18 protein-coding genes are annotated in these 20,050 nt (G+C 73.4%); 13 read left to right on the top strand and 5 right to left on the bottom strand.

The annotated features are described in order from the left end of the window. Positions 1-24 precede the first annotated feature (24 nt). Entirely contained in the window at positions 25-588 is a 564-nt protein-coding gene (rplQ, locus tag L2Z93_RS15950) for a 50S ribosomal protein L17 (protein WP_090588177.1), read from the top strand. Continuing rightward, entirely contained in the window at positions 572-1,498 is a 927-nt protein-coding gene (truA, locus tag L2Z93_RS15945) for a tRNA pseudouridine(38-40) synthase TruA (RefSeq protein WP_193438855.1), read from the top strand. The genes rplQ and truA overlap by 17 nt, the downstream gene beginning before the upstream one ends. Here truA and L2Z93_RS15940 read toward each other — a convergent pair. From L2Z93_RS15940 to L2Z93_RS15930, 3 genes are read right to left on the bottom strand one after another with little or no spacing between them, the layout of a single operon-like run. Continuing rightward, on the bottom strand, positions 1,446-2,096 hold the full coding sequence (locus tag L2Z93_RS15940) for a cutinase family protein (protein WP_090588173.1): 651 nt from the start codon (positions 2,094-2,096) through the stop codon (positions 1,446-1,448). The two genes, truA and L2Z93_RS15940, sit on opposite strands and share 53 nt — an antisense overlap. A gap of 6 nt (positions 2,097-2,102) precedes the next feature. Next, positions 2,103-2,789 carry a cutinase family protein gene (locus tag L2Z93_RS15935; protein WP_370745869.1) on the bottom strand — a complete coding sequence of 229 codons (687 nt, stop codon included), beginning with the start codon at positions 2,787-2,789 and terminating at the stop codon, positions 2,103-2,105. A 10-nt stretch (positions 2,790-2,799) separates the two neighbouring features. Then, positions 2,800-3,846 (bottom strand): EamA family transporter, encoded by a 1,047-nt coding sequence (locus L2Z93_RS15930; protein WP_090588170.1) that lies wholly within the window; start codon positions 3,844-3,846, stop codon positions 2,800-2,802. Between the two features lie 31 nt (positions 3,847-3,877). Between L2Z93_RS15930 and L2Z93_RS15925 the strand changes: the two genes are divergently transcribed. Together L2Z93_RS15925 and eccB are read left to right on the top strand one after the other, a co-directional pair. Beyond that, on the top strand, positions 3,878-4,441 hold the full coding sequence (locus L2Z93_RS15925; RefSeq protein WP_090588168.1) for a CGNR zinc finger domain-containing protein: 564 nt from the start codon (positions 3,878-3,880) through the stop codon (positions 4,439-4,441). A gap of 43 nt (positions 4,442-4,484) precedes the next feature. Next, positions 4,485-5,774 (top strand): type VII secretion protein EccB, encoded by a 1,290-nt coding sequence (gene eccB, locus L2Z93_RS15920; RefSeq protein ID WP_090588165.1) that lies wholly within the window; start codon positions 4,485-4,487, stop codon positions 5,772-5,774. Here the strand turns inward: eccB and mycP are convergent. Beyond that, the gene (mycP, locus tag L2Z93_RS15915; RefSeq protein ID WP_272938666.1) at positions 5,737-7,086 is read right to left on the bottom strand and encodes a type VII secretion-associated serine protease mycosin; all 1,350 of its coding nucleotides are present in this window, start codon (positions 7,084-7,086) and stop codon (positions 5,737-5,739) included. The genes eccB and mycP overlap by 38 nt on opposite strands. After that, positions 7,053-8,132, bottom strand: coding sequence for an EsaB/YukD family protein (locus tag L2Z93_RS19325; protein WP_090588163.1), 1,080 nt, complete (start codon positions 8,130-8,132; stop codon positions 7,053-7,055). The genes mycP and L2Z93_RS19325 overlap by 34 nt, the downstream gene beginning before the upstream one ends. Before the next feature lie 90 nt (positions 8,133-8,222). On the opposite strand from L2Z93_RS19325, the gene eccCb reads away from it, so the two are divergent. From eccCb to eutC, 9 genes are all read left to right on the top strand, one after another. After that, on the top strand, positions 8,223-11,558 hold the full coding sequence (eccCb, locus tag L2Z93_RS15905) for a type VII secretion protein EccCb (protein ID WP_090588161.1): 3,336 nt from the start codon (positions 8,223-8,225) through the stop codon (positions 11,556-11,558). Continuing rightward, entirely contained in the window at positions 11,555-12,658 is a 1,104-nt protein-coding gene (locus L2Z93_RS15900; protein WP_090588159.1) for a type VII secretion-associated protein, read from the top strand. Before eccCb ends, L2Z93_RS15900 begins: the two co-directional genes overlap by 4 nt. Positions 12,659-12,721: 63 nt before the next feature. Then, positions 12,722-13,075 carry a WXG100 family type VII secretion target gene (locus L2Z93_RS15895; RefSeq protein WP_090588157.1) on the top strand — a complete coding sequence of 118 codons (354 nt, stop codon included), beginning with the start codon at positions 12,722-12,724 and terminating at the stop codon, positions 13,073-13,075. Positions 13,076-13,081: 6 nt separating this feature from the next. Beyond that, the gene (locus L2Z93_RS15890; protein ID WP_090588154.1) at positions 13,082-13,378 is read left to right on the top strand and encodes a WXG100 family type VII secretion target; all 297 of its coding nucleotides are present in this window, start codon (positions 13,082-13,084) and stop codon (positions 13,376-13,378) included. Positions 13,379-13,474: 96 nt separating this feature from the next. Next, a complete protein-coding gene (locus tag L2Z93_RS15885; protein ID WP_090588152.1) occupies positions 13,475-14,764 on the top strand; it encodes a GAF domain-containing protein in 1,290 nt (429 codons plus the stop codon). Between the two features lie 76 nt (positions 14,765-14,840). Then, entirely contained in the window at positions 14,841-16,364 is a 1,524-nt protein-coding gene (gene exaC, locus L2Z93_RS15880) for an acetaldehyde dehydrogenase ExaC (protein WP_090588149.1), read from the top strand. 60 nt (positions 16,365-16,424) lie between these two features. Then, complete coding sequence (gene eat / locus L2Z93_RS15875) at positions 16,425-17,870, top strand: ethanolamine permease (RefSeq protein WP_090588147.1); 1,446 nt, start codon at positions 16,425-16,427, stop codon at positions 17,868-17,870. Further along, positions 17,867-19,279 carry an ethanolamine ammonia-lyase subunit EutB gene (locus tag L2Z93_RS15870; protein ID WP_090588145.1) on the top strand — a complete coding sequence of 471 codons (1,413 nt, stop codon included), beginning with the start codon at positions 17,867-17,869 and terminating at the stop codon, positions 19,277-19,279. Before eat ends, L2Z93_RS15870 begins: the two co-directional genes overlap by 4 nt. Beyond that, positions 19,276-20,043 carry an ethanolamine ammonia-lyase subunit EutC gene (gene eutC / locus L2Z93_RS15865; RefSeq protein WP_090588143.1) on the top strand — a complete coding sequence of 256 codons (768 nt, stop codon included), beginning with the start codon at positions 19,276-19,278 and terminating at the stop codon, positions 20,041-20,043. The genes L2Z93_RS15870 and eutC overlap by 4 nt, the downstream gene beginning before the upstream one ends. Positions 20,044-20,050: the final 7 nt, after the last annotated feature.

The following is a 20,050-nucleotide window of genomic DNA, read 5'->3' as shown; positions in this document are numbered from 1 at the left end:
GGCCCCATTTAGGAGATAGTCGCAATGCCCAAGCCCACCAAGGGCGCCCGCTTCGGCGGATCGTCCTCGCACCAGAAGGCGCTGCTGGCCAACCTGGCCACCTCGCTGTTCGAGCACGGCCGGATCACCACGACCGAGCCGAAGGCCCGGGCGCTGCGGCCGTACGCGGAGAAGCTGATCACGCACGCCAAGAAGGGCGCGCTGCACAACCGCCGCGAGGTCATGAAGAAGATCCGCGACAAGGATGTCGTGCACATCCTGTTCGCCGAGATCGCCCCCTTCTACGACGATCGCGACGGCGGCTACACCCGGATCGTCAAGGTCGGCAACCGCAAGGGCGACAACGCCCCGATGGCGGTCATCGAGCTGGTGAAGGAGAAGACCGTCACCTCCGAGGCCGAGCGGGCCCGCAAGGCCAAGCCGGCCCAGGCCGCCAAGGTTGAGGAGCCCAAGGCCGACGAGGCCGAGGCCCCCGCCGAGACCCCGGTTGAGGCAGTCGAGGCCGAGGACGAGGCCATCGCCGACGCCCAGACCGCCGAGGTCGAGGCCGAGGCCGAGGCGCCCGCCGAGGATGACGCTGCCAAGTAGCGAAGCGAAACCGAACATGCCCGCCCCCGACACCGGTGGCGGGCATGTTCGTCTGCGCCTCGACATCGCCTACGACGGAACCGAATTCGCCGGCTGGGCCACCCAGGCCGGTCAGCGCACGGTCGCCGGGGTGATCGAGGAGCGCCTGGCCGCGGTGTTCCGGGAACCGGTGACGCTGCGCGCCGCCGGACGCACCGACACCGGGGTGCACGCCACCGGTCAGGTCGCCCACCTCGATGTCCCCGAGGCCGCCCTCGTGCACGCCTACCCGCGGACGCCGCGCCCGGACGGCGAACCGGAGTTCCTCCCGCTGGTCCGCCGACTCGCCCGCTTCCTGCCACCGGACGTGCGGGTCCGCGACATCACCCGGGCCGCAGCGGATTTCGACGCCCGGTTCTCCGCGTTGCGCCGGCATTACGAGTACCGGCTGAGCACGGCTGCCTACGGCGTCGACCCGCAGCGCGCCCGGTTCGTCACGCCGTGGGCCCGGCCGCTCGACGTCGACGCGATGAACCAGGCGTCGGCGAAACTGTTGGGGCTGCGCGACTTCGCCGCGTTCTGCCGGCATCGCGAGGGCGCCACCACCATCCGGGAACTGCAGCGGCTGGACTGGGAGCGCTCCGGGCAGGATGTCATCGCCCGCGTCAGCGCCGACGCGTTCTGCTGGAACATGGTGCGTTCGCTGGTCGGCGCGCTGCTGGCGGTGGGGGAGGGCCGTCGGCCCCCGGAATGGATCGCCGCGCTGCTCCAAAATGACCGCCGGTCAAGCGATTTCGCCGCCGCACCGGCCCGCGGGCTGACCCTGGTCGCCGTGGACTACCCCGCGGATCCGGAACTGGCCGCGCGCTCGCGCGTCACTAGAGCCGTGCGGCCACAAAGTCGGCGGCCTGATTCACCAGGCCCGCCTTGATATACGCCGGCGCCAGGTGGTCCGGCCAGCGGGCCTGCCAGTTCCGCGGATCGGTCGGATTGCAGATCGGGTCGTCGCCGTGGCACAGCTCGATGGTCCGCGCCCGATACACCGGGTTGAAACTGGTGATCGGCCCCACCCACTGAAAACCGTTGCCGAACAGGGCGACCGCGGCGATGCTGTTGGACGCCGAATCCGGCAGTGGACTGCGGAAGGTGATGAACGGCATCGGCACCGCCAGCACCACATCGCTGACCGCGGCGCCCAGCGAATAGCCGCCCACCACGATCCGGGTGCCCGGGCAGCTGGCGATCACACTCTGGATGCGCCGGCTCATGTCATTGGCGCCGATGTCGACCTCGGTGTTCGCCGGATAGTTCACCGCGTACAGCCGAATGTTCTTGCCGGTCTTGGCCGACAGCAGTTGGTGCAGGGTGTTGCCGATCTGGCCGGCGCCGGGCGCCTCATTGCGGCCGCGGGCGAAGACCAGTTCGGTGTCCGGGCAGTCCGCGGCGGCGGCCGCGGGCGTCAGCGGGGACAGCAACGCCAAGGCGAGCACGGCCGCGCAGGCCGGCGCGAGCCAGCGGCGGACGCTCACGGTTCCCTAGACGCGGGCCGCGACGAACTGGGCGGCGGCGTACGCCGGGCCACCGTCGTAGGCGCGGTGCGGTCCGACGTCCTCGCTCCAGGCCCAGCTGTCGCAGACGATGTCGCCCGGGTTGCACAGGTCGATGGTCCGCGACCCCCAGGTGGGGCTCATGGTCAGCGGCATCCCGGTCTTCGCGGTCGGGTTGCCGAACACCGCGATGGCCGCGACGTGGTCGACGGCGTTGGCGGGCAGCGGCATGTCGAAGCCCAGGCCGGGGAAGGGCAGCGCGGCGACGGCGTCGACCACCGCCGCGCCCTGGGAGTAGCCGCCCAGCACCAGGCGAGTGGCCGGGCAGTTGGCCATCATCCACTGAATGTGCGCGCTGGCGTCGTTGGCGCCGCCGGCGGCCTGCAGGAAGTCGTAATCGGCCGGGTAGTTCACCGCGTACTCGCCCACCGAGCGTCCGCCGACCATGCCGCGCAGGTCGTTGATGAACGCATTGCCGATCCGGCCGACGCCGGGGCCTTCGCTGGTGCCGCGGGCGAACACCACTTCGATGTCGGGACAGTCGGCCGCCGAGGCCACGGCGGTCATCGCCGCCGGGGCTGCGGTCAGCAGGCCGAAGCCCAGCGCGACGGCGGAAACCGCCGACAGGAGTCGGGCACTGCGATTACGGAGCACGGAAGTTTTGTCGGTCGCCACGATGATTATGTTAGCCGCTCTTCAGAATCGGTTTCCGCGTCTCCGGTTCGCCCTCCGGACCGGCGAGGGTGGTTTCGATGATCTGCGGCTGCTGATCGCGCGCCAGCGCCAGCCCGGCCAACACCACGGCGCCGCCGATCAGCTGGGTCACGGTCATCGCCTCGCCGATCAACAGCCAGGCCCACAGCACGGCGAACAACACCTCGGAGAGTCCGAGCAGCGAGGCGAAGCCTGGCTTGAGCAGCGCGACGCCCATGATGCCGAACGTGTAGGCCATCGCGGTGGGCACCACGGCCAGCACCGCGACCGCCACCAGCGGGGACAGCGTGGCGCCGCCGATGACCACGTCGGCGGAGCCGAACTGCAGCGGCATCAGGCCGGACACGCCCAGCAGACCGACGCCGCCGGCGCCGAACCACAGGCCGCCGGTGGCCAGCGTGATCGGGCTCAGCGCGGTGCCGTCCGCCGACGTGGTGTCGCTGATGTTGCTCATCATGAAATAGCAGGCCGCGCAGACCGCGGCGGCCAGCCCCCATGCCACGCCGACGCCGCTGATGGCGGCGGAGCTGAACACGTCGAGCACCAGCATGATCCCGGCGATCGCCATGCCGACCCCGGCCAGCGTCTTGTTCGACGGCCGTCGGCGCGTGGTGCCCCACAGCCAGGCCACCACCAGCACCGGCGCCGTGTATTCCAGCAGCAGCGCCACGCCAACGCTGAGGTGCGCGACGGCGTTGTAGTAGGCCAGTTGCGCGCCGGCGATCGGAACCAAGCCGTAGACGACGATGATCCGGCGGTGCTTGACCGCCTCGGTCCACCAACCGGGCCGCACAGCGGTGGCCACCACCGTCATCACCAGCGCGCCGCCGGCCATCCGGGCCAGCACCGCGGCGGTGGGGGACCAGCCGGCGTTCATCAGCGACCTGGCGAACGGGCCGGACAGGCCGAAGCACATCGCCGAGGTCAGCGCGAAGGCCAAGCCCAGCCGGAAATGATTGGCCGGGGCGAATCGCTGCAGCACCGTGAACTCCTCATGAGTAAAATCAACTTCGCTCATGACGATATGACCGAAGGGAGTCATGAGTCAAATGAATTTCAGTCATGACACGGAGTTGTCGCTGCGCTGCGCCGCCGCCTTGGTCAACACCAACCGGGTCGGCGGCGAGCAGCTGGGTGACCAGCGTCTGCTGGGCGCGTTCCTCAACGAGTGGGTGTGGACCGGACGCCGGGACGGCGACGACGCCGAACTCGCCGCGGTGTGGGATCTACGCGACCGGCTCGGTGGCATCTGGGCGCTCGCCGGCGACGAGACCGCCGCCGTCGCCGCGGTGAACGAGCTGCTGGCCGACACCGGCGCGCGGCCCTGGCTGACCCGGCACCCGGAACTGCCCGAATGGCACCTGCACCTGTCCGCCGACGACGACCCGCTGGCCCAGCGCATCGGCGCCGAGGTCGGGATGGCGCTGGCCGACGTCATCCGGGACGGCGAATTGCGCCGCCTCAAGATCTGCGCCGCCCCGGACTGCGACGCGGTGCTCGTCGACCTCTCCCGAAACCGGTCCCGGCGGTTCTGCGACACCGGCAACTGCGGCAACCGCCAACATGTGGCCGCCTACCGGGAACGCCAAGCCCACCAGCACCGCGACCTGTGAACAGCTGAACACGCCGGCGCCCCGCCGGCCGTAGCGTGCCGGGATGAGCGCACCCACCCACCCGTTCCTGCGCCGGCGCGCCATCGCGGCGCTGCGCTACGGCGACCCCGACCGCCGCGACGCCGGCCCGACCGTCACGACCGCCCTCATCGCGGGCGCCGTCGCGGCTGGCCTGCTGGTCGCCGGCGCGGTGGCGCTGCCCCGGTTGAAGACCCCGGCGACGCTCGGCGACGCGGCCATCGTGATGGTCGCCGACACCGGCGCGCTGTATGTGCGGCTGGAGGACACCGTGCACCCGGTGCTCAACCTGAGCTCGGCGCGACTGCTCACCGGCTCCACCTCGCCGCCGCGCAAGGTGGCCGCCGCCGCGCTGGCCACCGCCGACCGCGGCCCGACCCTCGGCATCCCCGGCGCGCCCGACGACCCGGGCCGGCCGCTGCTGGCCGACGCGGTGACCTGGACGGTGTGCGACGACGGCGCCACCACCGTGCTGATCACCGCCGAGCCGCCCGACCCGCCGACCGGCGCCGACGCCGCGCTGGTGGCCGGCCCGTCCGGGCGGCGCTACCTGCTCGCCGACGGCCGCCGATTCCAGATCGCCGACCCGCTGATCACCCGGGCCCTGGGCGTCGAGGGACTCGCGCCGCAGTCGGTGTCGGCAGCGCTGCTCACCCTGCTGCCCGACGGCCCGCCATTGGCGGTCCCGGTGATCCCGGACGCCGGAAACCCCGGTCCGGACGCGCTCGGGGACGCCCGGGTCGGGCAGGTGCTGCGGGCGCCGAACGCCGGCGCGGACCAGCACTACCTGGTGCTGGCCGGCGGCGTGCAGCGGATCGGGGAGCTGGCCGCGGACCTGGTCCGGCTGGCCGGCGGGCGAACCGAGATCCGCGACGTCGACCCCGCGACCGTGGCGGAGGTCCCCACCGTCGGCGTGCTGAGCCTGAGCGATCTGCCCGACACCCTCGGCGAGGTGCGCGGCGCCGGATCCGGCGCGCTGTGCGCCGACTGGAACCCGCAGGCGAGCGCGGTCCGGTTCACCCCCGAGGCGCCCACCCCGGCCGGTCGCCGCCCGGTCACCCTGCCGACCGCCGACGACGCCGGACCCGCGCTGGACCGGGTGCTGGTGCCGCCCGGGCGCAGCGTGTACGTCCGCGACCGCGGGACGACCGCCCTGATCGACGACACCGGAGTCCGGTACCCGCTGGACGCCGACGCCGTCGCGGCGCTGAGCCTCGTGGACCAACCGACTCCCGCGCCTCCGGGCCTGCTGGCCGCGTTGCCCGCGGGACCGGCGCTCAGCCGATCGGCCGCGGCCCAGCCCGCCATCGGTTGAGACCCCACATCGCGGCCAGCGCCAGGGCGCACACCGCCGTCCCGAGCAATGCGACGAACCGCCCGTCCGGCGCCGCGACGGCCCCCGGGGTCACCGGGATAGGTTGCGCGGTTGTCTGCGACGGGGGCGCCGCGACGGTCTCCGGGGCCAATGCCGCCAGCGGGTCGATCAGCCCCGCGCCCAAGGCGGGCGTCCAGCCCGACCCGCCGGCGGTCGACTCGATCCGCGCCATCACCTGGCGCGCGGTGAGCTCCGGATAGCGGGCCCGCAACAGCGCGGCGACGCCGGCGACCACCGGAGCGGCATAGCTGGTGCCCGAGATCGGCGCGTCCGCTCCCACCCCGGCAACGCTGTCGGCCAGCGTGTTTCCGTCCAGGTTCAACGACGTCAGCCCCTCGCCCGGCGCGGCGACATCCACCCACGGGCCGGGCATGGTGAACACCGATGGTGTGCCGTCGGCAGCCGCCGACGCGACCGTCAGGACGTAGTCGTCGTACCAGGCCGGGCTGACCGCCACCGTCACGGTGTCCCAGCTCAACCGGGCGCCGGTGGGGACCTGCGCCGGGCACTGACCCAGCCCGCCGGTGTTTCCCGCCGCGGTCACCACCACCGCGTCCTTGACGTCGACCGCATAGGCCAGCGCGGCGCCCAACGCGCCGTCGGCCACCGGGCCCACTCCGCAGGCCACCGTCGAGATGTTGATCACCGTCGCTCCCTGATCGGCGGCCGCCCGGACCGCCGCGGCCAACGTGTCCACGTCCCCGACGCCGACCTCCCCGGGAGTGTCCGCGGGCCCGAACTTCACGCTGGTCTGCCGGATGGCGATGACCGAGGCGTCCGGCGCGACGCCGGAGAATCCGTCACCGGGATCGGTTGCCGCGGCGATGATCCCGGCGACGACGGTGCCGTGGCCGTCGCAGTCCTGCGCCCCGTCGCCGGTGGACACGAAGTCCCCGCCCGGGACCAACGCCCGCAACCGGCGATGCCGGGCGACGCCGGTGTCGATCACCGCGACCTTCTGCCCGGCGCCGCGACTGAACCGCCACAGCGCCGGCAGGTCGAGGGCGGCCAGCGGGTCGGCGTCGGACGCTTCGGCGGGCGGGGACACCGCGCACATCTGCCGCTGCCGAGTGGGCCGGGTCGGCCGCGGGGCCGTCGCTGGGGGCAGCGCCGAGGAATCGACCGGGCCCGGGGCGACCGGATCCGCGACCACCGGCGGCGCGGCGCCGGTCGCGATGGTCACCAACACCGCGGCCAGGGCCGCTGCCCGCGCCGGATTCACCGCGGCCACCCGGGCCCGACGGCCACCCAAGCCGTCAGCGGGACCAACGCCGCCAGCAGCGCGGCGGCCGCGAATGCGGGCGCCGCCCGTGGTGACCCGGCCGGCCGGGCCAGCAGGCCCAGCGCGGCCGCCGCGGCCAGCACCCAACCCCCGGCCCACACCGTCGCGCCGTGGCGCGCCAAACCGATCGCCGCCGCGGACCCGGCCCCGACGGCGCCAATCAGCAGCGACGCCCGCCGCATGACGTCTGACTCGGACGGAACCCGCAGCGCGAGCATCGTCGCCGCCGCGGCGGACAGCGCCACCGGCGCCCAACCCGGGCCCGCGGTCACCCAGAGCGCGGCCACCCCGACGGCGACCGCCGCGCCGGAGCCCAACGCGGTCAACCGGCGCCCCGCGTCCTCGAGGGCGCCGAACCGCAGCGCCGCCGGGGCCGCGCCGGCCAGCAGCGCCGCCGCCGCCAGCAGCGCCACCGCCGCGGCCCCCGAGCCCGGCAGCGCGGCCGCCGCGGCCACCAGGGCCCCGGTCGCCAGCGCCCCGAACACCGCGGCGACCCCGAGGAAAAGCATTGGCGCACTGCGGAAAGCCATCACCGCGGCGGTCACTCCGGCGACGCCGGACAGCAGCACCCGGGCTGGGTCGCCCCACCCGCCGGGCACGCCGAGATAGCCGATCAGCGCGCCGGCCCAGACCGCCGCCAGGCCCGCGGTGACCCGCCCCGCCGGGGTGTCCCAACACCGCTGCGCCCCGGCCTGCTGTTCGGCGATCCGATCCGCCGCCTCCAGTGCCGTCGGCCCCGGTGGCGGCGGGTCGGCCTCCAGCAACAGCACCGCGCCGTCCCCGACGCCGCTCTCGGCCAGGCATTGCTCCGGGTCCAGCGCCGCGGCGCCCGGTGGGCGCAGGTGCGTCGGCGTGGCCGCGGGAGGACCGCCGGCCGCGGCGGTGAGCTCGAACAGCGACGGGATCAGCGCGGCCACCGGCACCCGGGCGGGCAGCGTGACATCCACCCCGGCCGCGCCGTGCCACACCGAAACCCGCACGGAATCAGCGGTGGTGGCGGTTGTTTGGTTTGCCATCGCGCCACGGTAGGCGCCGAGCGCCGGCCGCCGTGTTCAGCCATCCACAGCTGAATTGCGGCCGCCGGACCGGCGTCCTACCGTCACCGGATGACCGCCCCCGGCGTCATCGAGGCCCCACCGGCGCCGCCCGCAGCGGCGCGGATCGGCCTGGGCATGCGGCTGCTGCCGCTGCTGCTCATCGTCGGCAGCGGCGCCGCGGTGCTGGTGATGGTCGGCTCCGGTTCGCCGACCGCGCGCAATCCGCTGATCTGGCTGCTGCCGATCAGCATGGCCGGGTCCGCGTTCGTCGGACTCGCCGGGGCAGGCGGGCAGCGCCGGCGCGACCTCGACGATCAGCGCCGCCGCTACCTGTCCCGGTTGGCGAACACCCATCGGCAGCTCGGTGAAACCGATGCCGCGCAACGGGATCAGCTGCTCACCGAGCATCCCGACCCGCGCACGCTGTGGCGCCCGGCGCCCGCCGCCCGGGCCGGCGAACCGGGCGTGCTGCGCGCCCGGATCGGCATCGGCGCCGCGCCGCCGGACACCCCGGTGACGATCGCCCCGGCCGACCCCGACGCCGACCCGGTGCTCGCGCAGGCGGCCGCCGACGTCGCCCATGCGCACCGCGAGGTCCCCGACGCGCCGGTCACCGTCGCGCTGCGCGGATCCACCGTCCTCGGCGTCCACGGCGACCCGGAGGACGCCCGCGCGCTGCTGCGGGCGATGCTGTGCGGGCTGGTCGCCGGGCGCCACGGCGGCGAACTGTCCATCACCGCCGTCGTCACCGAAGCGACGGCCGCGCACTGGGATTGGCTCAAGTGGCTGCCGCAGGCCCGCCCGCCGGCACTGGCGTGCGCCGCTGCGGCGGCAGCCGCGCACCCGGGCCCCGGGCTGCTGGTCCGCGTCGTCGACGTGCCCGGCGCCCCGGCGCCGGAACCGGCCGACGGGGTGTGCGCCCTGCGCCTCGGCGACACGACCGCAGACCCCGGCATCACTGTCACCCCGCAGCAGGTGCGCGTCGACGGCCTTGGTCCGGTGCTGCAGGCGCGACCCGACCTGCTCGGACCCGCGGCCGCGGCCGCCGCCGCGCGGGGGCTGGCCGCGGCCGCGCGACACGACGGCCCGGACCCCGCCGGGGCGCTGCGCGTCCCGCTCGGCCGCGACACCAGCGGCAACTCGGTGTTCCTGGACATCAAGGAAGCCGCCCACGGCGGCATGGGGCCGCACGGGCTGTGCGTCGGGGCCACCGGATCGGGGAAATCCGAGCTGCTGCGCACCGTGGCGCTCGGCATGATCGCCGGGCACCGCCCCGACGAACTCAACCTGGCCCTGATCGACTTCAAGGGCGGCGCCACCTTCCTCGGTCTGGCGGGGGCGAACCACGTCGCCGCCGTCATCACCAACCTCGCCCAGGAAGCCCACCTGGTGGACCGGATGGCCGAGGCGCTCACCGGGGAGATCAACCGCCGCCAGCAACTGCTGCGGGTCAGCGGGAACTTCGCCTCACTGGCCGAGTACCACGCCGCCCGCCGCGCCGGCGCCGCGCTGGCCCCGCTGCCGACGCTGTTCCTGATCATCGACGAATTCTCCGAACTGCTGGTCCAGCACCCCGAATTCGCGGAGGTGTTCGCCGCCATCGGCCGCGTCGGCCGCTCGCTCGGCATGCACCTGCTGCTGGCCACCCAGCGGCTCGACGAGGGACGGCTGCGCGGTCTGGAATCGCACCTGTCCTACCGGATCTGCCTGAAGACCCTGTCCGCGGGGGAATCCCACACCGTGCTCGGCAGCCCGCAGGCCTACCAGCTGCCCAACACCCCCGGCGCCGCGTACCTCAAGGCGGGCGCCGCGGACCCGGTGCGCTTCCACAGCGACTATGTCGGCGCGCCCGCGTCGCCGACACCGCCGCCGGTGGACCGACCGCAGCCGTTCGGCCCGCAGCCGGCCGCCACCGAGCCGGTCACCCGCACCCGGATCGAGGCCACCCTGGACGCCGTCGCCGGCCTCGGCGAACCCGCGCACCAGATCTGGCTGCCGCCGCTGCGCACGCCCCCGCAGCTCGCCGAGCTGGGATCGCCGCGCCGGCGCGGACTGACCGTCGCGATCGGGCTGGTGGACCGGGTCGCCGAGCAGCGCCACGGCGCCTGGGAACTGGACCTGACCGGAGCGCGCGGCAACGTCGCGGTGGTCGGCGGATCACGGTCGGGCAAGTCCACCGCGCTGCGCACCCTGATCGCCGCGCTGGCGCTGGGAAACGACCCGGGCGCGGTGCGGTTCTGCTGCCTCGATCTGGGTGGCGCGCTAGCGGATCTGGCGGAATTGCCCTGCGTCGGCGCGGTCGCCGGCCGGGGTGACCCGGACCTGGTCCGCCGCGTCGTGCGGCACGTCGAAGCCGAGATCGCCCGCCGCGAGCAGCGCCCCGCCCCCGACGCGCTGATGCTCGTGGTCGACGGCTGGTCCACCCTGCGTGCCGAGTTCGACGACCTGGAACCGGCCATCGCCGCCATCGCGGGATCCGGGCTGGCGCACGGCGTGCACGTGCTGCTCGCCGCCGCCCGCTGGGCCGAACTGCGCCCCGCCCTCAAGGACCACCTCGGCGCCCGGATCGAGTTGCGGCTCGGCGACCCGCTGGACTCCGAGATCGACCGAAACCGCGCCCGCGCGGTGCCCGCCGACCGGCCCGGCGCCGGGCTGTCCCCGGACGGGCTGCCCGCGCTGCTGGCGGCCCCCACCCCGGTCGCCGACCTCGCCGCGGACCTGCGCGCCCGCGCGCCCGGCTACCGGGCCAAGCCGGTGCCCGTGCTGCCCGACCGTCTCGGAGTCGCCGACCTGCCGGATCCGCGCGGGCTGTGGACCCCGATCGGCGTCCTGGACGACGACGAACTCAGCCCGGCCGCAATCGATTTCGGCCGCCAGTCGCACCTGCTGATCCTCGGCGACGCCGGCGCCGGAAAGACCGCCGCGCTGCGATTGCTGTGCGGCCGGCTGGCAGTCCCGGGCCATCGGTTCGCCCTCATCGACCCGCGCCGGACTCTCACCGGGGCGCTGCCGGGCGCGCTGCGGATCGCCCTGCCCGAACTCGTCGGGGAACTGAGAGGCGGCGCGCCGCAAACGTCGCGGACCCTCGTCGTGATCGATGACCTGGATCTCTGCGCGGGCGCGCCCGAGCTGGCGGAGCTGGCCGAATTGCTGCCCCGCGCAGCCGATTTCGGGTTGCACGTGCTGGCCGCCCGACGGATGGCCGGGGCAGCGCGCGGCATGTGGGAACCGTTTCCCGCCGCGCTGCGCGACGCCGACCCGGTCGGGTTGCAGTTGTCCGGGAACCCGGAGGAGCCCGCGCTGTTGGGCCGGGCCCGGCCGCGCCGACTGCCGCCGGGACGCGGCACGCTGGTCACCCGCGACCACGGCGAACAGCTGGCCCAACTGGCCTGGAGCACGCCGTGAGCGCTCTGCTGGAACTGCTCCCCGACGGCCCGGCCGCCGCCGCGCTGCACGCCGCCGACGATCCGCTGACCCTGCTGGGGGAGGAGGTTCGGGAGGTCGACGAGCTGTGGCGCGACCTGCTGGCGCCACTGCGCGACGAGCCGGCCGTCATCGCCCACCCCACCGGCTGGCCACCGCGCCGGATCGCCCGGGTCGCCGCCATCGCCGCCGAATTCGGGCCCGCCACCCTGGCGCCCCGGGCCGTGCTCTGCGCGCAGGCCGGCGCCGCGGTCGTCGAAATCGACGGCGACGCCGTGCTGATCGCCGACGACACCGGGACCCCGGTGGCCCTGACGCCGCGGCGCGGTGACCCCGCGACGGTCGCCGAGCAGGTGGCCGCGGCGGTGACCGCCACCGGCTTCGGCCGGGCCCGCCTCGACGCCCCGGACGCGGTTCCCGGCGCCACCGCGCTCGCCACGCTGATCATCGACCGGCTCCGCGACGCCGGCTGCGCCGCACTGCCGGTCACCGCGGCCATGCGCGCCGAGGCCGCCCGGGCACGACTGCCCCGGGCCGAGACCGCGCCGGCGCCCCGCCTCGCCCGACGGGTCGCAACAGCCGCGGCGGCGCTGATCCTGGCCGCGCTCGTCGCCGTCACCGTCATCCCCGGAAACGAACCCGAACCGCCGCCGGACACGGTCGCCCTGCTGGAGGGCCGGCTGGCGGTGCGGATCCCGGCCGGCTGGGCCACCCGACGGGTGACCACCGGGCCGGGCTCGGCCCGCGTCGAGGTGAGCTCCCCGGCGGACCCGACGCTGGCCCTGCACCTCACCCAGGCCCGGGTCGGCGCCGACGCCGACGGAACCGCCGCCGCCATGCGACGGGCCATCGTCGCCGCGGCGGCCCCCGAGGTGTTCGTCGACTTCCGCGCCGAGGACACCCGGGCCGGCCGGCCCGCGGTCACCTACCGCGAACTCCGCCCCGGACGGGAGATCCGCTGGACGGTGCTGACCGACCGGCAGCTGCGCATCGGCGTCGGCTGCCAGAGCGCGCCCGGGAACGCCGCGGACATCGACGCCGCCTGCGCCACCGCCGTCGCCTCCGCCCACGCCGTCGGCTGAGCCCAGGGAACCGAACGACCCCGCGCAGCGTCTGACACCGAACACCCGCCACAAGGAGGACCGATGAAGGGGACAACCAGCACACCCACCCCGCCCGGCGACGCCGGGCTGCGCAGCGACCTGACGCTGATGAAAACCGTGGCCGACCTGGCCGACGCTCGCAGCGCCGACCTCGCCCTGCTGCTCGGCCAGTTCGGCGCCGCCATGCAGGCCGTGCCGGATTCGGTGTGGGGCGGACCGGCCGCCGCCGAGTTCAAGAACGTGATGACGCGTTGGAACCTCGAGGCGCGCGCTCTGACCACCGCGCTGACGGCCATCGCGACGACGCTGCGCGCCAACACCAGCGGCCTGCGGGCCGCCGGCGGCGCCCATTCCGATCTCATCGCCCGCGCCGCGGTCGAACTTCCGGTCAGGTGAGCGGCGATGGACGGCGAAGTCATCAACTACCAGTTCGGGGCCATCGAGGACCAGGTCAGCTGGCGGATCCGGACCACCTCGATGCGGATGAACACCGAACTCGCGGACCTCAAAACCCGGATCGCGCCGTTGCGCGCGACCTGGACCCGGGAGACCGCCGCCGCGTTCGGCGCGGAAGCCGATCGTTGGGATCGGGCCGCCGGCGCGCTGAACACCATCCTGGACCGGCTCTACGGCGCGGTCACCCAGGGCGCCGCGGGAGTGTCGACCGCCGACCGCGCCGAAGCCGGCCGGTGGCGCTGACGGCCGGGCGGCCCGCCGGAGAGGAGAGCTCCGCGGGCCGCCCGGGTCATTCATCCGGCGTTCGCCGCCCGGCAAACAGGGCTACCCTGATGCGCAATGGCCAAGGCTGCGCTGCGATCGCCGGACCGGACATCGGCCCGGGCGGTTCTCGCTGCCCACGACCTGTTCGTGACGGGCGAGGTCGACGCCCCCGCGCTGGACCAAACCGTCCGCTCGGTGGTGGCCCGCAGCTGGCAGCGAAGCCGTGACAGCGGCGTCGACCCGGACCGGGTGGCCCGGGCGACCGACGTTCCGCTGGATCAGCTGCGCGCGGCGCACCCGCTGGCCGCCGCCCTGCCGGTGATCCGCCGGCTGCTGGTGCAGGACGCGCTGGACGCCGGGGTGGTCGTCGCCGTCACCGACGCCGACGGCGCGCTGCTGTGGGTCGAGGGCGATCCGCGGGCCTGCCGCCGCGTCGAGGCGATGAACTTCGTGCCGGGCGCGGACTGGAGCGAACGCGCCGCCGGCACCAACGCGCCGGGGACCGCGCTGGCGCTGGACGGCGAGGTGCAGATCCGCGGCGCCGAACACTTCTCCCGCATCGCGCGGACCTGGAGTTGCACGGCCGTGCCGGTCCACGACCCCGACACCGGGGCGGCGCTGGGCGCCATCGACCTGACCGGCGGCGCCCGGGTCGCCTCCGCGCAGACCCTGGCGCTGGTCCGCGCCACCGCGACCGCGGTGGAGAACCACCTGGCGTTGCTGCGGCTCACCGGCGCGAGCGCCGCGCCCAGCGCCGGCCCGCCGCACCTGGCGGTGCTCGGCGCCGAGCGCCCCCGCTGGATCACCGGCAGCGACTCCGGCTGCCCCCGGGTGGCCACCCTGACCGGACGCCACGCCGACATCCTGGTGCTGCTCAGCCGCCACCCCGAGGGTCTGTCCGCCGACCACCTCGCGATGCTGCTCGACGAGCGGGACCTCGACGTCGTCACCGTTCGCGCGGAGATGTCCCGGCTGCGCAAGGTGATCGGACCGGCGCACCTGGCGTCGCGGCCCTACCGGCTGCTCGAACCCATCACCTCCGATGTGGGCGGGGTGTTCGCCGCGCTGGACTCCGGCGACGTGCGGGCGGCGGTCTGCGGCTACCCGGGTCCGCTGCTGCCGCAATCGGTGTCCCCGGCGGTCGCCCGACTGCGCGCCGAACTGTCCGCGGCGCTGCGCGCGGCCGCGCTGGCCGAATGCGAACTCGGCGACGACACGGCGCTGCGGCGCTGGCTCGCGCTGCCCGAGGGCCGGGACGACCGTCGCGGCTGGCAACTGCTGCGCGACGGCGCGCCGGATGTGTCCGCCCGCGCCCGGGCGGCCGGCCAGATGGCCGGCATCGACTACGAATTCGGCAGCGAATAGTTCGGTAACGATGCAACGGTGATGCAACGGCGCCATCTTTAGGGTTTGTGACAACCGACACACTCTGGAGGCGCTGATGACCGTTTACGCACGACCTGGCACCGAGGGCGCGGTGATGTCCTACGACGCCCGCTACGACAACTACATCGGTGGGCAGTGGACCCCGCCGGCCGCCGGGCGGTACTTCGAGAACCGCACCCCGGTCACCGGCGAGGTGTTCTGCGAGGTCGCGCGCTCCGACGAGGACGACATCAACGCCGCGCTGGACGCCGCGCACGCCGCCGCGCCGGCCTGGGGCCGCGCCTCGGCCGCCGAGCGGGCGCTGGTGCTCAACCGCATCGCCGACCGGATGGAAGAACACCTGGAGTCCATCGCCGTCGCCGAGACCTGGGACAACGGTAAGCCGGTCCGGGAGACCCTGAATGCCGACGTGCCGCTGGCCATCGACCACTTCCGGTACTTCGCCGGGGCCATCCGCGCCCAGGAAGGCTCGCTGAGCGAGATCAACCACGACACCGTCGCCTACCACTTCCACGAGCCGCTCGGCGTGGTCGGCCAGATCATCCCGTGGAACTTTCCGATCCTGATGGCGGTCTGGAAGCTGGCACCCGCGCTGGCCGCCGGCAACGCGATCGTGCTCAAGCCCGCCGAGCAGACCCCGGTCTCCATCCTGTACTTGTTCTCCCTGATCGGGGACCTGCTGCCGCCCGGCGTGGTCAATATCGTCAACGGCTTCGGCGTCGAGGCCGGCAAACCGCTGGCCTCCAGCAACCGGATCGCCAAGATCGCGTTCACCGGCGAGACCACCACCGGACGGCTGATCATGCAGTACGCCACCCAGAACCTGATCCCGGTCACCCTGGAACTCGGCGGCAAGAGCCCCAACCTGTTCTTCTCCGACGTGCTGGCCGCCGACGACGAGTACCGGGACAAGGCGCTGGAGGGCTTCGCCATGTTCGCCCTCAACCAGGGCGAGGTCTGCACCTGCCCGTCCCGGGCGTTGATCCAGGCCGACATCTTCGACGAGTTCCTGGAACTGGCCACCGCCCGCACCAAGGCCGTCAAGCAGGGCGACCCGCTGGACACCGACACCATGATCGGCGCGCAGGCCTCCAACGACCAGCTGGAGAAGATCCTGTCCTACATCGAGATCGGCAAGAGCGAAGGCGCCAAGCTGCTCACCGGCGGTGACCGGGCCGAACTCGACGGCGACCTGGCCGGCGGCTACTACGTCACCCCGACGGTGTTCAGCGGGCACAACAAGATGCGGATCTTCCAGGAGGAGATCTTCGGCCCGGTGCTCTCGGTCGCGTCGTTCACCGACTACGACGACGCCATCGCCCAGGCCAACGACACCCTCTACGGGCTGGGCGCGGGGGTGTGGAGCCGGATCGGCTCGACCGCGTACCGCGCGGGCCGCGACATCAAGGCCGGCCGGGTGTGGACCAACACCTACCACCAGTACCCGGCGCACGCCGCGTTCGGCGGTTACAAGCAGTCCGGCATCGGCCGGGAGAACCATTTGATGATGCTGGATCACTACCAGCAGACGAAAAACCTCCTGGTGTCCTACGCTGCTGGAAGTCAGGGCTTTTTCTGATCCGGCCGACGACGTCCGAATCCTGAGTTGTCGTCCCGTCCGGAGTAGAAGGAGGCTGCCATGACGCACCCCGAACACCACGAGCATCACCTGAACCTCGGCGCCGAGGAACACCTGGAAAGCGCCGAATATCTACGGAAGCGCCAGCTGCGCAAGGGCAGTGCCGGCTGGCTGCTGCTCGCCGGGCTCGGGGTCAGCTACGTCATCTCCGGTGACTACTCCGGCTGGAACTTCGGGCTCGGGCAGGGCGGCTTCGGCGGGCTGGCGATCGCCTCGGTGATCATCGCCGGGATGTACCTGGCGCTGGTGCTGGGCATGGCCGAGCTGTCCTCGGCGCTGCCCGCCGCCGGCGGCGGGTACACCTTCGCCCGCCGGGCGATGGGCCCGTGGGGCGGGTTCGCGACCGGCACCGCCATCCTCATCGAGTACTCGATCGCTCCGGCGGCCATCGCCACCTTCATCGGGGCCTACGTCGAATCGCTCGGCCTGTTCGGCATCACCAACGGCTGGTGGATCTATCTGGGCGCCTATGTGCTGTTCATCGGCATCCACCTGACCGGCGTGGGTGAGGCGCTCAAGCTGATGTTCGTCATCACCGCCATCGCGCTGGTGGGCCTGGTGGTGTTCGCGATCGCCGCCGTCGGGCATTTCGACGCGGCCAACCTGACCAATATGGCCGTCGACGAGACCGCCGCCGGGGCGTCGGGCTTCCTGCCGCACGGCTACTTCGGCATCTGGGCGGCCATCCCGTTCGCGATCTGGTTCTTCCTGGCCGTCGAGGGCGTGCCGCTGGCCGCCGAGGAGACCGCCAACCCGGAGCGCAACGTGCCGCGCGGCATCATCGCCGCGATCAGCGTGCTGATGGTCACCTGCGTGACGGTGCTGGTGCTGGCCACCGGCGCCGGCGGCGCGGAGGCCATGTCGGACTCGGGCAACCCGCTGGTCGAGGCGCTCGGCGACGGCACCGCGGCCAAACTGGTCAACTACATCGGCCTGGCCGGCCTGATCGCCAGCTTCTTCTCCATCATCTACGCCTACTCCCGGCAGTTGTTCGCGCTGTCGCGGGCCGGCTATCTGCCCACCGCGCTGTCGATCACCAACAAGCGCAAGGCGCCGACGCTGGCGCTGATCGTGCCCGGCGTCATCGGCTTCCTGCTGTCGCTGACCGGCAAGGGCGATCTGCTGCTGAACATGGCGGTCTTCGGCGCGGCGCTGAGCTACGTGCTGATGATGGTCAGCCACATCGTGCTGCGGATCCGCGAGCCGCAGATGAACCGGCCCTACCGCACCCCGGGCGGCGTGGTGACCACCGGCTTCGCGCTGGCCATCGCCTTCGTCGCGGTCATCGCGACGTTCCTGGTCGACCCGGTCGCCACCGGCCTGTGCCTGCTGGTGTTCGCCGCCTTCATGGCTTACTTCGCGCTGTACAGCCGCCACCGCCTGGTGGCGAACTCGCCGGACGAGGAGTTCGCGATGCTCGCGGAAGCCGAGAGCGACCTGAAATGAAACGCCACCAGCAGGTCGCCGGGGTGAACTACAGCTTCGACGGGCTCGTCGAGCTGATGGCCAAGGCCACCCCGGAACGCTCCGGCGACCAGCTGGCCGGCTGCGCGGCCGAAACCGACGCCGAACGGGCCGCCGCGGCCTGGGCGCTCGCCGACGTGCCGCTGGACGTGTTTCTGGAAGAACAGGTGGTGCCGTACGAGACCGACGAGGTCACCCGGCTGATCATCGACGGCCACGACCGGACGGCGTTCTCGGAGATCTCGCACCTGAGCGTCGGCGGGTTCCGGGACTGGCTGCTGGAGGCCATCGCCGGCGACGACGCCGCGGCGCGCATCGGCGCCGTCACCGACGGACTCACCCCCGAGATGGTCGCGGCGGTCAGCAAAATCATGCGCAACCAGGACCTCATCGCGGTGGCCGCCGCGCTGCGGGTCAGCGCCGGATTCCGCACCACCATCGGCACGCCCGGCACGCTGGCCACCCGGCTGCAACCGAACCACCCCACCGACGACCCGCGCGGCATCGCCGCCGCCGTGCTCGACGGGCTGCTGCTGGGCAGCGGCGACGCCGTCATCGGCATCAACCCGGCCACCGACTCCCCGCACGCCACCTCCGACCTGCTGCACCTGCTCGACGACATCCGCACCCGATTCGCCATCCCCACCCAGTCCTGCGTGCTGTCGCACATCACCACCACCATCGGCCTGATCGAGACCGGCGCCCCCGTCGACCTGGTCTTCCAGTCCATCGCCGGCACCGAGGGCGCCAACTCGGCGTTCGGCGTCAACATGGCGCTGCTGCGCGAGGGCAACGAGGCGGCCCGGTCGCTGCGCCGCGGAACCGTCGGCGACAACGTCATGTACCTGGAGACCGGGCAGGGCTCGGCGCTGAGCTCCGGGGCGCACCTGGGCGTCGGCGGCAAACCGGTGGACCAGCAGACCCTGGAGACCCGCGCCTACGCGGTGGCCCGCGAACTGCAGCCGCTGCTGGTCAACACCGTGGTCGGGTTCATCGGCCCGGAATACCTCTACGACGGACGGCAGATCATCCGCGCCGGCCTGGAGGACCACTTCTGCGGCAAACTGCTGGGCCTGCCGATGGGCGTCGACGTCTGCTACACCAACCACGCCGAAGCCGACCAGAACGACATGGACGTGCTGCTGACCCTGCTGGCCGCGGCCGGGGTGGCGTTCGTCATCACGGTGCCCGGCGCCGACGACGTCATGCTCGGCTACCAGAGCCTGTCGTTCCACGATGTGCTGGTCACCCGGCGCACCCTGGGGCTGCGGCCCGCCCCGGAGTTCGAGGCGTGGCTGCGCAGCGTCGGGATGGCCGACGAGTTGGGCCGGCTGACACCCATCGACGTGGCCGGCTCACCGCTGCGGGCGATCGCTGGAGGCGGCGCATGACCGGAAACGAACCCGCCACCGACTTCTGGGGCGCGCTGCGCACCACCACCTCGGCCCGGATCGGGCTGGGCCGGGCCGGCAACTCGCTGCCCAGCCGCGACGTGCTGGACCTGGCCGCCGCGCACGCCGCCGCCCGCGACGCCGTGCACGAGCCGCTGGACACCGACGCCATGATCGCCGCGGCGCGCGAGGTGGGCCTCGGCGAGCCGACGGTGGTGACCAGCCGCGCGGCCAACCGGGCGGAGTACCTGCGCCGCCCGGACCTCGGGCGGCTGCCCGCCGAACCGATGAACCTGACCGCCGGCGACTGGGACGTCGGCTTCGTGCTGGCCGACGGGCTGTCCCCGGCGGCGCTGGCCAAACACGGCGCGGCGCTGCTCGGCGCGCTGACCGGGGCGCTGGCCGGGCTGACCATGGCCCCGCCGGTGATCGCCACCCAGGCCCGGGTCGCGCTCGGCGACCACATCGCGGCGGCGTCCGGGTTCCGCACCCTGCTGGTGATCATCGGGGAGCGTCCCGGGCTGTCGGTCGCCGACAGCCTCGGCGTCTACCTCACCCACCAGCCCCGGCCGGGCCGCTCCGACGCCGAACGCAACTGCGTGTCCAATATCCACCCGCCCGACGGCCTGGGCTACGCCGAAGCCGCCCGGATCACCGCCGGCCTGGTCACCGGCGCCCGCGCGCTGGGGCGTTCCGGGGTGGACCTCAAGGACACCTCCCGGTCGGAGCAGCTCAGCGCCGAGCGCCTCGACGAACTCGGCTGAAGGCCAC

It is taken from the genome of Mycolicibacterium brumae (assembly GCF_025215495.1).
Lineage (GTDB): Bacteria > Actinomycetota > Actinomycetes > Mycobacteriales > Mycobacteriaceae > Mycobacterium > Mycobacterium brumae.
Note: the sequence above shows the minus strand (reverse complement) of the source record. Positions and strands in the feature narration are given on the sequence as shown.

Bases quoted from the DNA above. Each gene is read 5' to 3' on its own strand.
- exaC (WP_090588149.1), top strand. From the start codon at position 14,841: ATGACCGTTTACGCACGACCTGGCACCGAGGGCGCGGTGATGTCCTAC.
- eccCb (WP_090588161.1), top strand. From the start codon at position 8,223: ATGACCGCCCCCGGCGTCATCGAGGCCCCACCGGCGCCGCCCGCAGCG.
- L2Z93_RS19325 (WP_090588163.1), bottom strand. From the start codon at position 8,132: ATGGCAAACCAAACAACCGCCACCACCGCTGATTCCGTGCGGGTTTCG.
- truA (WP_193438855.1), top strand. From the start codon at position 572: ATGACGCTGCCAAGTAGCGAAGCGAAACCGAACATGCCCGCCCCCGAC.
- L2Z93_RS15890 (WP_090588154.1), top strand. From the start codon at position 13,082: ATGGACGGCGAAGTCATCAACTACCAGTTCGGGGCCATCGAGGACCAG.
- L2Z93_RS15895 (WP_090588157.1), top strand. From the start codon at position 12,722: ATGAAGGGGACAACCAGCACACCCACCCCGCCCGGCGACGCCGGGCTG.
- eutC (WP_090588143.1), top strand. From the start codon at position 19,276: ATGACCGGAAACGAACCCGCCACCGACTTCTGGGGCGCGCTGCGCACC.
- L2Z93_RS15870 (WP_090588145.1), top strand. From the start codon at position 17,867: ATGAAACGCCACCAGCAGGTCGCCGGGGTGAACTACAGCTTCGACGGG.
- L2Z93_RS15885 (WP_090588152.1), top strand. From the start codon at position 13,475: ATGGCCAAGGCTGCGCTGCGATCGCCGGACCGGACATCGGCCCGGGCG.
- eat (WP_090588147.1), top strand. From the start codon at position 16,425: ATGACGCACCCCGAACACCACGAGCATCACCTGAACCTCGGCGCCGAG.
- rplQ (WP_090588177.1), top strand. From the start codon at position 25: ATGCCCAAGCCCACCAAGGGCGCCCGCTTCGGCGGATCGTCCTCGCAC.
- L2Z93_RS15930 (WP_090588170.1), bottom strand. From the start codon at position 3,846: ATGAGCGAAGTTGATTTTACTCATGAGGAGTTCACGGTGCTGCAGCGA.
- L2Z93_RS15925 (WP_090588168.1), top strand. From the start codon at position 3,878: ATGAATTTCAGTCATGACACGGAGTTGTCGCTGCGCTGCGCCGCCGCC.
- eccB (WP_090588165.1), top strand. From the start codon at position 4,485: ATGAGCGCACCCACCCACCCGTTCCTGCGCCGGCGCGCCATCGCGGCG.